The organism is Roseibium sp. (assembly GCF_048260565.1).
Classification (GTDB): domain Bacteria; phylum Pseudomonadota; class Alphaproteobacteria; order Rhizobiales; family Stappiaceae; genus Roseibium.
The window spans coordinates 985,453-999,703 of the sequence record NZ_JBLXGP010000001.1; the positions used below are offsets into that span (position 1 = coordinate 985,453).

12 protein-coding genes are annotated in these 14,251 nt (G+C 59.8%); all 12 read left to right on the forward strand.

Annotated features, from left to right (window positions below):
* The first annotated feature begins 53 nt into the window (after positions 1 to 53).
* Positions 54 to 1,604, forward strand: a complete 1,551-nt coding sequence (locus ACN0SO_RS04515; protein ID WP_417674942.1) for an ABC transporter substrate-binding protein — start codon at positions 54 to 56, stop codon at positions 1,602 to 1,604.
* Between the two features lie 71 nt (positions 1,605 to 1,675).
* Positions 1,676 to 2,644 carry an ABC transporter permease gene (locus ACN0SO_RS04520; RefSeq protein WP_417674944.1) on the forward strand — a complete coding sequence of 323 codons (969 nt, stop codon included), beginning with the start codon at positions 1,676 to 1,678 and terminating at the stop codon, positions 2,642 to 2,644.
* On the forward strand, positions 2,644 to 3,483 hold the full coding sequence (locus ACN0SO_RS04525) for an ABC transporter permease (protein WP_417674946.1): 840 nt from the start codon (positions 2,644 to 2,646) through the stop codon (positions 3,481 to 3,483). The genes ACN0SO_RS04520 and ACN0SO_RS04525 overlap by 1 nt, the downstream gene beginning before the upstream one ends.
* 3 nt (positions 3,484 to 3,486) lie before the next feature.
* On the forward strand, positions 3,487 to 5,115 hold the full coding sequence (locus tag ACN0SO_RS04530) for an ABC transporter ATP-binding protein (protein WP_417674948.1): 1,629 nt from the start codon (positions 3,487 to 3,489) through the stop codon (positions 5,113 to 5,115).
* 18 nt (positions 5,116 to 5,133) lie between these two features.
* Positions 5,134 to 6,435 carry an ArgE/DapE family deacylase gene (locus ACN0SO_RS04535; protein ID WP_417674950.1) on the forward strand — a complete coding sequence of 434 codons (1,302 nt, stop codon included), beginning with the start codon at positions 5,134 to 5,136 and terminating at the stop codon, positions 6,433 to 6,435.
* Positions 6,422 to 7,402 (forward strand): NAD(P)-dependent oxidoreductase, encoded by a 981-nt coding sequence (locus ACN0SO_RS04540; protein ID WP_417674952.1) that lies wholly within the window; start codon positions 6,422 to 6,424, stop codon positions 7,400 to 7,402. The genes ACN0SO_RS04535 and ACN0SO_RS04540 overlap by 14 nt, the downstream gene beginning before the upstream one ends.
* A gap of 13 nt (positions 7,403 to 7,415) precedes the next feature.
* Positions 7,416 to 8,447, forward strand: coding sequence for a histone deacetylase family protein (locus ACN0SO_RS04545; RefSeq protein WP_417674954.1), 1,032 nt, complete (start codon positions 7,416 to 7,418; stop codon positions 8,445 to 8,447).
* 478 nt (positions 8,448 to 8,925) lie between these two features.
* Positions 8,926 to 9,390 carry an Lrp/AsnC family transcriptional regulator gene (locus ACN0SO_RS04550; RefSeq protein ID WP_417675050.1) on the forward strand — a complete coding sequence of 155 codons (465 nt, stop codon included), beginning with the start codon at positions 8,926 to 8,928 and terminating at the stop codon, positions 9,388 to 9,390.
* On the forward strand, positions 9,317 to 11,170 hold the full coding sequence (locus ACN0SO_RS04555; RefSeq protein ID WP_417674956.1) for an aminotransferase class V-fold PLP-dependent enzyme: 1,854 nt from the start codon (positions 9,317 to 9,319) through the stop codon (positions 11,168 to 11,170). The genes ACN0SO_RS04550 and ACN0SO_RS04555 overlap by 74 nt, the downstream gene beginning before the upstream one ends.
* The gene (locus ACN0SO_RS04560; protein ID WP_417674958.1) at positions 11,167 to 12,465 is read left to right on the forward strand and encodes an NAD(P)/FAD-dependent oxidoreductase; all 1,299 of its coding nucleotides are present in this window, start codon (positions 11,167 to 11,169) and stop codon (positions 12,463 to 12,465) included. The genes ACN0SO_RS04555 and ACN0SO_RS04560 overlap by 4 nt, the downstream gene beginning before the upstream one ends.
* A gap of 32 nt (positions 12,466 to 12,497) precedes the next feature.
* Entirely contained in the window at positions 12,498 to 13,007 is a 510-nt protein-coding gene (locus ACN0SO_RS04565; protein WP_417674960.1) for an L-2-amino-thiazoline-4-carboxylic acid hydrolase, read from the forward strand.
* Between the two features lie 81 nt (positions 13,008 to 13,088).
* A complete protein-coding gene (locus ACN0SO_RS04570; RefSeq protein WP_417674962.1) occupies positions 13,089 to 14,213 on the forward strand; it encodes an ABC transporter substrate-binding protein in 1,125 nt (374 codons plus the stop codon).
* The last annotated feature ends 38 nt before the right edge of the window (positions 14,214 to 14,251 follow it).

Sequence of the window (14,251 nt, forward strand, 5' to 3'; positions counted from 1 at the left end):
ACGGCGTGAAAAGAGACAAGATCCGTACGCCGGTCAACGAGGGGAAATCGAACATGCTGAAAAAACTGACCAGTTTGGCTGCGACCTTGATCGTGGCCGCCGGTACGGCTCATGCCGAACCGGTTTCAGGAGGACGAGCGAACGTCGTCATCCAGCCCGAGCCGCCCAGCCTGATGCTCGGCCTGGTTCAGAACGGCCCGACCCAGATGGTCGCCGGCAATATCTACGAAAGCCTGTTGCGTTACGACGAAAACCTGGAGCCGATGCCTCAGTTGGCGAAGTCCTGGGAAATTTCCGATGACGGCCTGACCTACACCTTTCACCTCTTCGACAACGTGAAATGGCATGACGGCGAGCCGTTTTCCGCCGCCGATGTGGTCTTTTCTGCAGACGTTTTCCTGCGTGAGACCCATGCGCGCCTTCGGACCTCGCTCGAGCATGTGGAATCGATCACCGCGCCCGACGCCAATACCGTTGTCTTCAAGCTGAAAGAGCCGTTCGGACCGTTCATCGGCATCTTCGAAGGCGGCACCATGCCGATCGTTCCGAAACACATCTACGATGGCACCGACTACAAGACGAACCCCGCCAACAATCATCCGATCGGAACCGGGCCATTCAAGTTCGTCGAATGGGTCAAGGGGTCTCACATCCTCCTGAAGAAAAACGAGGACTATTACGTCGACGGTCTTCCCTACCTCGACGAGATTTACTGGCACGTCATTCCCGACGCGGCTTCGCGCGCCGTGGCCTATGAAACCGGTGTCGTCGACGTTCTGCCGGGAGGTTCCGTCGAGAACTTCGACGTCAGCCGTCTCGCCAACCTGGACAACAGCTGTATCACCGACAAGGGCTGGGAATTCATCGGTCCGCTGTCCTGGCTGTGGCTGAACAACCGGGAAGGCCCGACCGCGGACGTACGGTTCCGCCAGGCGGTCATGTACGCCATGGACCGGGAATTCGCCAAGGACGCCCTGTGGAACGGCCTCGGCGCCGTCGCCCAGAGCCCGGTGTCCTCGTCCACGCGGTTTTACACCGATGACGTGACCCACTACGACTACAATCCGGAGAAAGCCAAGGAACTCCTGAAGGAAATGGGCTACGACGGCACGCCGGTGCGTCTGCTGCCCCTACCCTACGGCGAAACCTGGCAGCGCTGGGCCGAAGCCATCAAGCAGAACCTGGAAGAAGTCGGTATCAGCGTCGAGATGGTTGCGACCGATGTCGCCGGCTGGAACCAGAAGATCAGTGAATGGGATTACGATCTCGCCTTCACCTATCTCTACCAGTACGGCGATCCGGCGCTGGGCGTTGCCCGGACCTATATCTCCTCCAACATCGCCAAGGGCTCGCCCTGGAACAATGTCGAGGGATACAAGAACCCGAAGATCGACGAACTCTTCGAGAAGGCAGCCGTTGCGGTCACCAAGGAAGAGCGCCAGAAGCTCTACACCGAAGCCCAGCAGATCCTGACCAACGACGTTCCGGTCGCATGGCTCCTGGAACTCGGCTTTCCGACCATTTATCGCTGCAACGTCAAGGACCTCGTGACCACCGCCATCGGTGTCAACGACGGCTTCCGCGACGCTTACATCGAGAAGTAAGGCACAGCCCGCGCGGGTCCACCCGGAATCCGCGCGGGACTTCCCAACAATAAAAATACACCAGAGGCCCGATGCTGCGCTTTATCGCCCTGCGATTGGTCAAGGCGGCGATCATCTTGATAGCCATCGTCACCTTGAACTTCTTCCTGATCCACGCCGCTCCCGGCGATCCCGCCGCCGTGATGGCCGGGGAAGCCGGTGCCGCGGACCAGATCTTCCTTGATCAGCTCAAGGAGCAATTCGGCCTCGACAAGCCGCTCCTCACCCAGCTCGGGATTTATCTCAGTGGCGTCGTGCAGCTGGACCTGGGCTTTTCCTACCGTCAGCAAATGCCCGTGGCGGATCTCATTCTGGACCGGTTACCGGCGACGCTGCTCCTGACGATTACCGCCTTCGTGATCTCCCTCCTCCTGGGGGTGCTCGCCGGCGTGCTTGCCTCCGCGCGCGTCGGCAAGTGGTCCGATACCATCATTTCCACCATTGCCCTGCTCTTCTACGCCACACCGCTCTACTGGGCCGCGCTGATGGCGGTTCTGCTCTTTTCCGTGGAACTGAACTGGTTGCCCGGTTTCGGATACGAAACCGTGGGCGGCGGCTACACCGGGTTTGCCCGTGTGCTTGATATCGGCGAGCACCTGATCCTGCCGGCCCTGACCCTCGGCCTGTTCTTTATGGCGGTCTACATGCGCATGACCCGCGCCTCGATGCTGGAGGTCTCCTCACTCGATTTCGTCAAGACCGCCCGCGCCAAGGGCCTGAAGCCCGGCGTCATCCAATGGCGCCATATCTTCCGCAACGCCATGCTTCCCGTCGTGACTCTCGCTGGCCTTCAGGCGGGACAACTTGTCGGCGGCGCGATCCTGACGGAGACGGTGTTCGCGTGGCCCGGGATCGGACGACTGATGTTCGACGCCCTGAACCAGCGCGACTACAATGTCCTGCTTGGCGTTTTCTTCATTTCCGCCGCCATGGTGCTCCTCTTCAACCTGATCACCGACATCCTCTACCGGGTCGTTGATCCCAGAATCAGGGCGTCGTGATGCAGGATTTCTGGAAGCGCTTCAAACGCAATCGCGGCGCCGTGGTTGGCCTTGGCATTCTCATCCTCGTGATCCTGATTGCCATCCTTGCGCCGGTCCTGTTCCCCCAATCGCCGTGGAAGATGGTCCAGCGCCCGTTCCTGCCGCCCTTCACCATGGAAGCCCTGCCGCTCGGCACGGATACGCTCGGCCGCAATGTGCTTTCCGGGCTGGCCTATGGCGCGCAGGTCTCCCTTCTCATCGGGCTCGTCTCCACGGTGGTCTCCCTGCTGATCGGCATTCCGATTGGCGCTCTGGCCGGATATTTCGGCGGTATTGTCGACGACGCCCTGATGCGGTTCACGGAGTTCTTCCAGACCGTGCCGAATTTCGCCCTCGCAATCGTGCTCGTCGCCATTTTCGAGCCGAGCGTACAGTCGATCATCGGGGCGATTGCCATCGTCAGTTGGCCGCCGGTCGCCCGCCTGGTCCGCGGCGAGGTGCTCTCCCTGCGCTCCCGGGAATATGTCGAGGCCGCGATCCTGTCGGGCCAGAAGAACAGCACCATCATCTGGCGCCAGATCCTGCCCAACACTTTGTCCCCCATCATCGTGCTTGCCTCCCTGATGGTGGCAACGGCCATCCTCCTGGAATCCTCCCTCTCCTTCCTTGGGCTGGGTGATCCCAATCTCATGTCCTGGGGTTACATGATCGGTGCCGCACGTACTGTGATCCGACAGGCCTGGTGGCTCTCCTTCTTCCCCGGTTTCGCCATCCTGATGACGGTGCTTGCGCTTAATCTCATCGGCGAAGGTCTGAACGACGCCCTGAACCCGCGTCTGTCGAGAAAGGGGAAATAGGTCATGACCCAATCCAAACCGGTTTTGCGCATCAACGAGCTTCAGATCGCCCTGCCGGAAGGCGCCGACCGTCCCTTTGCCGTCGACGGCGTTTCCCTGGAACTGAACGCGGGCGAGATCCTGTGCATCGTCGGGGAAAGCGGTTCAGGCAAGTCCATGTCCGCCAATGCCATGATGGGCCTCCTGCCCGATCTGGTACACCCCACGGCGGGTGAGATCCTGTTCGACCACATGGATCTTCTGAAACTGTCGGAAGACGAGTTGCGCGATTTGCGCGGCCGGAAGATTGCCATGATCTTCCAGGAACCCATGTCCGCCCTCAATCCGCTGATGCGGGTGGACGACCAGATCGCGGAAGTGTTCGAAGCCCACAATCTTCTGACCCCGGCCCAGCGCCGGGCCCGGTCCATCGAGCTGTTGACGGAAGTCGGCATCCCCGATCCGGAAAAAGCGGCCAGAGCCTATCCGTTCCAGCTTTCCGGCGGGCAGCGCCAGCGCGTGATGATCGCCATGGCGCTGGCACTTGAGCCGGAGATCCTGATCGCGGATGAGCCGACCACGGCCCTTGATGTCACAACGCAGGCACAGATCCTGGAATTGATCGCAGATCTTCAGGACCGGCATGGCATGGCGGTGATGTTCATCACCCATGATTTCGGCGTCGTGGCGGAAATCGCCGACCGGGTCGCGGTCATGCAATTCGGCAAGATCGTGGAACAAGGCAACGCAGATGACGTGCTCGACAACCCCCAGCACGAATATACGCGCAAACTGATCGCGGCGATCCCCAAGCTCCACTCAGGTGAGACTCAGGAAGCGATAAAGAGCAAACCCATTCTGGAAGTGGTCGGACTGACCAAGACCTATCGGTCCGGCGGAGGTCTCTTCGGCGGTCCGGAACGTGTGGTGCATGCCGTCAACAAAATCAGCTTCAAGCTGGGTGTCGGTGAAACGCTCGGCGTCGTCGGCGAAAGCGGGTCCGGCAAGTCCAGCGTGGGCCGCTGCCTGGTGCGCCTGCAGGATCCGGACGAAGGCTCCGTCCTTCTGAACGGCGAAGACATGGCCGCGCTGGCTGGGGAAAGGCTCCGAACCGCGCGCAAATCGATCCAGATGATCTTCCAGGATCCCTTCGCGTCGCTTAATCCGCGCAGCAGGGTCGGCCGTATCATCGCCGAAGGCCCCATCGCCCACGGCACGCCCGCAAAACAAGCCTACGACAGGGCCGCGGAACTTCTCGAACTGGTCGGCCTAGACCCGTCGGCCATCGACCGCTATCCGCACGAGTTCTCGGGAGGACAGCGTCAGCGGATCGGCATTGCACGGGCGCTTGCCCTGGAACCGAAGATCATCATCGCCGACGAAGCCGTTTCCGCGCTGGACGTTTCCATCCAGGCCCAGGTTCTCGACCTGCTGGCGGAACTGAAGCAACGTCTCAATCTGTCTCTTGTCTTCATCACCCACGATCTCAGGGTCGCCGCCCAGATCAGCGACCGGATCGCCGTGATGCAAAAGGGCAACCTGGTCGAACTGGGCACGGCCGACGAGATCTTCAATAATCCCAAGAGCGACTACACCCGGTCCCTGATCGAGGCCATCCCCGGCCGCGAAAAGGAACTGGCGGCCGCCGGCTAAACAACATGACGGGATACCTTGAACGTGGATGACACTTTCCGCAAAGCGATACTGGAGTCCGTGGACGCCGGCTTCGAAGAGCAAATCGCCTTCACCTCCGACCTGATCCGCTTTCCGTCCCTGCGCGGTCAGGAGAAGCCGGCCCAGGAATTCATTCACAAGGAACTGGCGGAGCGCGGCTATGAAGTCGAGACCTTCGCCATAGACATCGGCAAGATCCACGATCATCCAGGCTTCTCTCCGGTGACGGTCGACTACACCGACGCGTTGAATGTCGTTGCGACCCACATGCCGAAGGAAATCCGGGGCAAATCCCTGATCCTCAATGGCCATATGGATGTGGTGCCGGAAGGCCCGCATGACATGTGGGAAGTCTCCCCTCCTTTTGAGCCCAAATGCGTCGGTGACTGGCTCTACGGCCGGGGCGGCGGCGATATGAAGGCAGGCATAGCCGCCAATATCTCCGCGCTCGATGCCCTGAAGCGTCTCGGCTTTCAGCCCGCAGCCAAGGTTCATATCCAGAGCGTGGTGGAAGAAGAGTGCACCGGCAACGGCGCTCTTGCCTGTCTGGTGGAAGGCTACACCGCCGATGCCGCTATCATCCCGGAACCGGAAGACGAGATGCTGGTGCGCGCCAACTGCGGCGTGCTCTGGTTCGAAATTCTGGTCGCGGGCCATCCGGTCCATGTGCGTGAAGCCGGCACCGGCGCCAATGCGATCGAGGCGAGCTACCGGGTCATCGAAAGCCTGAAACGCATGACCGAGGAATGGAATGCGGAGAAGATCAACTATCCCTATTTCGAGGACCTGGATCACCCGATCAATTTCAACGTCGGCAAGATCGAGGGCGGAGACTGGGCGTCCACAGTCGCCGCCTGGTGCAAGCTCCACTGCCGCATCGCCATCTATCCCGGAGACGACCCGGCAGACCGCGCCAAACAGATCGAGGACTACCTGGCAGCCGATCTCGGCAACGACAGTTTCCTCGGCAACCGTCCTCCCCAGGTGACCTGGAACGGCTTCTTCGCCCGCGGCTATGTTCTGGAGGAAAACACCGATGCGGAAAAGGCGCTCGCAGAGGCCCACCGGCATGCCACCGGAAACACGCTGGAGAGCTTCGTCACCCCCGGCTATCTCGACGCCCGTGTCTTCGTGATCTATGCCGGCATGCCCTGTCTCGTCTATGGACCGATTACGGAAAACATCCACGGCTTCGACGAACGGGTCAGCCTGTCCTCAATCAAGTGCGTCACGGGGGCAATCGCCTTGTTTATTGCCGACTGGTGCGGCCTGGAGCGGATCGGCAATGAACCACGTTGACGCGACTTCGACGCTGGTGGAAGGCGTTTACCTGGGTGAGCGCTACGATTTGGAAGCGTTCTACAGCCGGTATTTCGAACCCCATGCCGACCGGGTCCGCCTGCGCAGGCCGAAGGAGATCGACAACCCGGAAGCCGTTCGCTTCGCCCTGACCTGGTATCCGGCGGCGGATGCCTTTACGCCCTACCCCAATCTGAAACTGGCCTGCTCGATCGCCGCCGGAGTGGACAGCATTGTCGGCTGCCCGAGCCTGCCGCCGGAAGCTTACGTCACCCGTGTTCAGGACGATAACCAGGCAGACCTGATGGCCGGCTTCGCGGCCTGGCATGTCATCTGGCACCACCGGAATATGGGTTTCTATCTGAAGAACCAGGCACAGGGGATCTGGAAACATCAGAATTTCGACATTGCCCCATCCCCGCGCAATTACACGGTCGGCTTGCTCGGTTACGGCCTCATGGGAAAGGCGATCGGCCGGGCGATTGCCGCCATGGGCTTTCCCGTTGTTGCGGCGGTTCGAAATGCCCCTGAAGACGAACAGCATCCAGGCATTCGTTTCGAGATCGGTGATGACGCAGTGATGCGCACGGCCGCACAGTCTCAGGCATTGGTCAACGTCCTCCCCCTGACGGCCGCGACGAAAGGCATTCTGAATGCGGAACTCTTTGCCGCCATGCCTCCCGGTGCACGCCTGATCCAGCTCGGACGCGGCGAACATCTCGTCGACGAGGACCTGGATGCGGCCTTGAACAGCGGCCGGATCGGCGGCGCATCGCTGGATGTCTTTCACACAGAACCTCTGCCGTCCGACCATCCATGGTGGAAAGACGAACGCATTCTGATCACGCCCCACCAGGCCAGCGATTCCTCACGAAGGCTGATGGCGGAGCAGGTCGTCCAGGCCGCGTGCGACGTGGCAGCGGGCAGGAATCCACGCAACACGGTCGACCGGACCATAGGGTATTAAGGCAGTCTCCCCCATGAAAGCGATCTTCGACGAACGTCAGCTCAAGCACAATCCGGAGCGCTACTTCCGCCGGGGCGCCTATATCCCCCACCCGGAACAGCCGGAACGCGCGATCCTGATCCGCGACATGCTCCTGAAAAACGGTTTTGAGATCGAGCCGCCGCAGGACCATGGAGAAGAACCGATCAAGGCCGTCCACGATCCCGACTACGTCGATTTCTGGAAAGACGCCTATGCGCGCTGGCGGGAAGCCGCCGGCGATGCCGAGCCCATTCCGACCTATCACCCGGGACGGCGTGCCGGCCGGTGTTCCTCGTCGATCTACGGCCAACTCGGATGGTATGCGACCGACACTTCGGTGCCGTTGACGGAAAACACCTGGGAAGCGATCTACTGGTCGGCGCAGACAGCCATCGAGGCGGCCAGCAGGGTTATTTCCGGTGACCGGATGGTCTACGGCCTGTGCCGTCCTCCCGGACACCATGCCATGTCGAATGGCGCCAACGGTTTCTGCTTTTTCAATAACGCGGCCGTTGCCGCGCAGGTGCTGCGTCAGGACTACGGCAAAGTCGCCGTCTTCGACATCGACACCCACACCGGAAACGGCACGCTCGATATCTTCTACGAGCGCGGCGATGTCTTCCTGTGTTCCCTGCATGTGGATCCGGACATCTATCCGACCTACTACCTCGGCTATGCCGATGAGACCGGCGAAGGCCAGGGCAAGGGCGCGACCCTGAACCTCACGCTGAAGCCGGGCGCAACGGAAGCTGAAATTCTTGAACGGTTCCGGGAAGGCATCAAGGCCATTCAGGACTTTGGCACCGAAGCGCTGGTCATTTCCCTCGGCTTCGATATGGCCCAGGACGATCCCTTGTCGGAAGTCGGCATGACCGGCGCCGGGTTCGAGATCATGGCGCGCGAGATCGTCCGCATGGGCCTGCCGACCGCCCTCATCCAGGAAGGCGGCTATCTCGGTCCGTCCCTGTCGAACAACGCGGAAATCTATCTGACGGCCAGCCGCGACGAACTCGGGAAATCGTGACCGGCGGAGCCGCGAACAAAGATCTGACCAGATTGCGACGGATTTAGTGCATGTCTCCCAAAAGTGGATGCCGGTTTTGGGATAAAGACATGCGGCAAAACAATTCAAGAGAGCATGTGGCGTAAATCCGAATGATCGCGACATGCCGGACACGCACCCGGTAAACCTGTTGAATCGTACATGTCCGGTCGGAACATAAAAATTAACGACCATCAGTGGCGAACTGCGTCTCCACCATGGTTGAAAAAATGGTCGCTCCTGCCCGGGCGCAGACCGGCACGGCACACCCGACCCTAGAGCATCGGCACGACAAATACCTCTCAGCACACAGGCATGCAGCCAATCGAACGGCGACGTGCGCCAATCTCATCCGGTGCTGCATAAGACATTAGAAGACTCATTCCCCATTGAGCCCCATTCCAAAGAAGAATAGGATATATGTCCTCACAAAGTTCCATTCTTAGGACGAACTATGCAAATTGATGAATTCGACCGAAAGATACTTTCCATATTACAAGATGATGCTAGTCTATCTGTAGCTCAGCTATCTGAACGCGTAGGTCTTTCGTCGACGCCCTGCTGGCGTCGCCTTCAGAAGCTCGAGCGCGAGGGATATATCGATGGCCGCGTAACGCTTTTGAATCAAAGCAAAATCGGTCTCGAACTTACGGTTTTCGTAATGATCCGCACCAACCAGCACAACACCGCCTGGTTGGAAAGGTTCAACGCAACCGTGAATAAATTCCCAGAAATTGTAGAGGTAAACCGGCTGGCTGGTGAATATGACTATATTCTAAAAGTAATAACTAAGAGCAACTCTTCATACGACGCCTTTTACAAGAAATTCATCGACCTGATCGAGCTCAATGATGTCACTTCCTGCTTCTCAATGGAACAAATCAAGCGAAGTACCAAACTTCCTCTCGACGCTGCGAGAAGCTGATACGGACGTTCTGATCGAGACGATCCGCGCCGGCGTCATCGGCGAGGCGCATCCCATTAAAACCCCTTTCGGATACCGGCCGCTGGTTTACGCCGATTACGTCGCCTCTGGACGCGGCCTGGCCTTCATCGAGGATCTCATTCGCGAGGTCGTCCTTCCCGACTACGGCAATACGCACACGGAAACCTCTTATACCGGCCGGCAAACGACGCTGCTCCGGGAACTCGCCCGCGAAACCATTCGCCAGGCGGTCGGAGCAAGCGACCGGCATGCCGTCATTTTCACGGGCTCCGGCGCGACGGCTGCCGTCAACAAGTTGTGCCGGGCTCTTCAACTGCAGGGTACCCTGCCGCGCAGACCGGACGCGCGCGCGACATCGGACGACACCAGGCCCGTTGTCTTCGTCGGGCCGTACGAACATCATTCCAATGATCTCCCCTGGCGCGAGAGCGGTGCGAGAATCTGCCGGATCCCCTTGAATGCGGACGGCGGCATATGTTTCGCCACTCTCGAACGGGAACTGAAATCCACAGGGGCCGATGCGCCAAAAATCGGCGTTTTTTCCGCAGCATCCAACGTGACCGGCATCAAGACCGATGTCAGGCGCCTTGCTCGGCTGCTGCATGCCTACGACGCCCTGTTCTGCTGCGACTACGCGGCAGGCGCGCCGTACATGCAGATTGCAATGGCTGAAACGACCCCCGGATGCGGAGATCACATCGACGCGGTGTTCCTCTCGCCCCACAAATACATCGGCGGACCGGGCGCTTCGGGCCTGCTGATTTGCGACAAGGCCGTTTTTGACGGAATCATGCCGACAATGACGGGCGGCGGTACCGTGAGCTATGTGACGGCCGACGGCCATCGCTATGTTTCCGGTATCGAGCGCCGTGAAGAGGCCGGAACGCCCAATATCGTCGGCGATATCAAGGCCGGTCTTGCGCTGGAACTCCAATCCCGTGTCGGCGCCGGGGAAATCGAACGGCGGGAAGCAACCATGGCCCAACGGGCGATGCGGGCCTGGTCGGCGTATCCTAACATCGAGGTTCTCGGCTCCGCCCATGCAGAGCGTATCGGTATCTTTGCATTCAATATTCGGTGCGGTTCGAAATGGCTGCACTACGGCTTCGTGGTCGCCCTTTTGAACGACCTCTTCGGAATCCAGGCACGTGGCGGCTGCTCCTGTGCCGGTCCATACGGCCATGCGCTTTTGAACATCGACGACACCGATGCGGCCCGTTATGAAGCTGAGGTAAGCGATGGACAAAGCATCGTGCGGCCCGGCTGGGTCAGGCTTGGTTTCAATTACTTCTTCGATGAGCCGACACAGGATTACATTATCGAAGCCGTCCGCTTCATTGCAGATCACGGCGCTGCGTTCCTGCCGCTTTACAAAGCCGACCCCAAAACGGGCGTTTGGAGCATACCGTCCGATACCGGCACTCACGGAAAACCGGCGACCCTTTTCGACGCGCTCATGGAAAGCAGGGCGGCACGCCTTTGCGTTGCCGATACTCCGGATTATTCGCAGTGCCTTGCCATGGCAGGGAATCTTGCAGCCTCGCAGTCGAACGAACATGCAGCAGGCAAGGTATCCCGAAAGCCCCCCGTCCCGACCCCGGACGACCTTTCCCTCTTCTGGCGTCCGGAAGAGACGGAAACCGTCCTCAATCAATTGATCGAACGGTCCCAAGATTCTATCCATTGGACGACATCCCGTGGGGCGTCATCCGAAAGCTCGCCATCTCCCCGGCGAACTCATGACGGGACAGGTACATGATTTCAGGTCAGCAGATCTCGGCTTCTCTTTGGGCGGACGTATCGCCTCCGCGCGAGGCTGCAGCGCAACTCCAGGCCAGAACCGAAACCGATATCGCTGTTATCGGAGGCGGATTCTCAGGACTGTCCACGGCCCTTCATCTCGCCCGTTCCGGTCATCAGGTGATGCTGCTTGAAGCCATGGAAGTCGGATTCGGCGGCTCCGGCCGCAACAACGGCCAGGTCATACCGACCATGACCGCAGCGGAACCGGACGCGATCGAAGATCGGTTTGGCGAAGCCGGTGAGCGTTTCGTCGGACTGATCAGGGACAGCGCGAGCTACCTGTTCGATACCGCCCGCGAGGAAAACATAGACTGCGAGGCAGAGCAGACCGGCTGGTTCCAACCAGCGCACCGTGAAAGCCGGCTGGCCCTGAGCCGAAAGCGCGTGGAGGCATGGGCAAAGCGCGGCGCGCCCTGTCGCTTGCTCGACCGGGCGGAATGCGAAGAAGTGCTCGGTTCGGATCTCTGGCACGGCGGCATGTACAATCCGACCGGCGGCCACATCAATCCGCTTGCGCTGGCGCGGGGCCTGGCGGCTGCGTGCGAGAAGCGCGGCGTGACGATCCATGAAAAAACACCGGTGACTTCCATGGAGCGCCGGGATGGCAAGTGGTGCCTGCGAACGCCGAATGGCGAAGTGACGGCCCGCGCCGTCATGCTCGCGAGCAACGCCTATACCGGGCATTTCACCTCGGCCCTGGCTCCGAAAATCGCCCGCTCGGTCGTGCCGGTCCTGTCTTGGCAAATGGCCACCGCTCCCCTGACGGACGAACAGCGCAAGACCATCGTTCCCGGCCGCGAGGCCGTTTCCGACACGCATGGCGACCTGCGCTTCTTCCGCTTCGACAAACGCAACCGCCTTGTGACCGGAGGCGCACTCGCCTGCGGATTGAACGGTGCCGAACGCTTGAAGCCCCTTGTCGGCCGCAGGCTGCAGGAGGCCTTTCCGGTTCTTGGTATGCCGAAGTTCGATTTCGTATGGAACGGCTATATTGGCATGACCGAGGACCGGTTCCCGTTCATCAGTCAGCTCGGTCCGGATTTCTGGTGCTGGGCCGGCTGCAACGGCCGCGGCGTCGGCCTGTCGGTATCGCTCGGTCGGGAACTGGCAGCCGCGATTGCCGGACAGCCGGTTTCCGATCTCGCCCTGCCCCTTTCCGATCCCAAACCGATCCCGCTCCACAGTCTCATCAAGACTGTCGCGCCACCGGTCATGCTGCCGCTCTACCGGTGGCGCGACGGGCGCGACTGAATCTGTGAGACAAGAAACCGAAGGACACCCCGATGACGCAAGACACAACAAGCCAGCCGGTCGTTACCCTGGATATGCTCAAGGCCGCCTTTGCCATGCGGGCGAAAGCCTACGCCCATATGTTCGACGTGCTGCGCGAGGAATTCGGAGCCGATAAGGCGGTCGAACTGATTGCGGAATCGACCCGCCGTCTCGGCAAGGACATGGGCGGCAAGTTCGAGCACCTGGGTCCGAACGATCTGTCCGGCCTGAAGGATGAATTCATCGCCGGCATACCCTGCGCCTCCGAGATGTTCGCGCCTGAAATCAAAAAATGCGACGACGAACGACTCGAAATCCAGTTTCATCGCTGCCCTCTGAAAGACACGTGGGTGGAACAGGGCCGGAACGAGGAAGATCTCGAATTGCTGTGCAAGGCGGCAGGCGCCATCGACGGGGGCTTGTTCACCCGGGCGGGTTTCACCTTCAAAGGCGAAACGTGGACCAAAGGAAAATCAGGTTGTTGCTTGCTTAAGGTGGAGCCCGGCGCAAGTATCGGGTAAAGCTGTTCGGTATCACCATCCGAATCCATCTATTTAATAAAAAACGAAAATAACCCCTTCCAGATACAGGAGAAGTAAATTATGAGCGTCACACGTAGAAATTGTTTCGGCCTGCTTTGCGGAGCAGTTGGTTTACTTGCGGCTCCGGCAGGCGTTCTTGCCGAAGATACGATATACCTCGGCTATCAGCTCCCGCTTACCGGGAATACCGCTCAGTACGGCCAGGATTTCAAGACCGCCGCGGAAATCGCACTCAAGGACTTCAACGCCTCCGGGAAACTCAAGGCTCCGGTCGAGATCATTTTCGAAGATTCACGCTCCGATGCGAAAGAAGGCGTTGCAATCGCCCGGAAGTTCGTGGACGACAAGCGGATTGTTGCGGTCATCGGTGACTTCACCTCGACCGTTTCCATGGCCGCGGCACAGGTCTACAAGAAAGCCGGCATGGCGCAGCTCAGTCAGACGGCCTCCCATCCCGACTATGCCAAGATTTCAAAGTGGCAGTTCCGAAACATCACCACCCAGGCCCAGGAAGGCGTTTTCAATGCCGACTGGATGAATGAACTCGGTTACAAGAAGATTGCGGTCATCGCCGAACAGACCGACTGGGGACAGTCGGTGGTCAAGGATTTCTCCGCAAAGGTCGAGGCCAACGGCGGCGAAGTGGTCTTCACCGAGTTCTTCAACCGGGGTCTGCCCGACTTCCGCTCGATCATCACCAAGATCGAACGCGCCAAGCCGGATGCGATCTACACCGGCTTCTTCTATGAGGACGGCGCGCAGTTCCTCAAACAGATGAAGCAGCTCGGCGCTGACATTCCGGTTCACTCCACGTCCGCCGCCTATAATCAGAAACTGGTCGAACTGGCCGGTCCTGCGGCCGAAGGTCTGTATCTGACCGCTACTTTCCTGCCGAACAGCGATGCGGACAACGTCAAGGCTTTCGTAACGGAATGGAAAGCCGCCCGCGATGGCGAGGAGCCTGGACAGTTTCCGGCTCAGGCGTATGACGCGGTCAATATCATGCTGGAAGCCGTCGCTCGTGCGTATCCGGACCTGAGCCGCGAGCACGTGCGCGACGAACTCGCCAAGACCAAGGACTATCCGGGTATCACCGGCGTAACCTCCTTCGACGAGAACGGCGAAGCCCTGAAACAGTTGACGAAAGCGACCGTTTCCGGCGGAACGTTTGTCCCGGTCAAATAACACGTTTGGATTTCCCGCCCCGATCGGCTTCCTTCGGG

Bases quoted from the DNA above. Each gene is read 5' to 3' on its own strand.
- ACN0SO_RS04540 (WP_417674952.1), top strand. From the start codon at position 6,422: ATGAACCACGTTGACGCGACTTCGACGCTGGTGGAAGGCGTTTACCTG.
- ACN0SO_RS04530 (WP_417674948.1), top strand. From the start codon at position 3,487: ATGACCCAATCCAAACCGGTTTTGCGCATCAACGAGCTTCAGATCGCC.
- ACN0SO_RS04560 (WP_417674958.1), top strand. From the start codon at position 11,167: ATGATTTCAGGTCAGCAGATCTCGGCTTCTCTTTGGGCGGACGTATCG.
- ACN0SO_RS04545 (WP_417674954.1), top strand. From the start codon at position 7,416: ATGAAAGCGATCTTCGACGAACGTCAGCTCAAGCACAATCCGGAGCGC.
- ACN0SO_RS04515 (WP_417674942.1), top strand. From the start codon at position 54: ATGCTGAAAAAACTGACCAGTTTGGCTGCGACCTTGATCGTGGCCGCC.
- ACN0SO_RS04520 (WP_417674944.1), top strand. From the start codon at position 1,676: ATGCTGCGCTTTATCGCCCTGCGATTGGTCAAGGCGGCGATCATCTTG.
- ACN0SO_RS04565 (WP_417674960.1), top strand. From the start codon at position 12,498: ATGACGCAAGACACAACAAGCCAGCCGGTCGTTACCCTGGATATGCTC.
- ACN0SO_RS04555 (WP_417674956.1), top strand. From the start codon at position 9,317: ATGTCACTTCCTGCTTCTCAATGGAACAAATCAAGCGAAGTACCAAAC.
- ACN0SO_RS04525 (WP_417674946.1), top strand. From the start codon at position 2,644: ATGCAGGATTTCTGGAAGCGCTTCAAACGCAATCGCGGCGCCGTGGTT.
- ACN0SO_RS04570 (WP_417674962.1), top strand. From the start codon at position 13,089: ATGAGCGTCACACGTAGAAATTGTTTCGGCCTGCTTTGCGGAGCAGTT.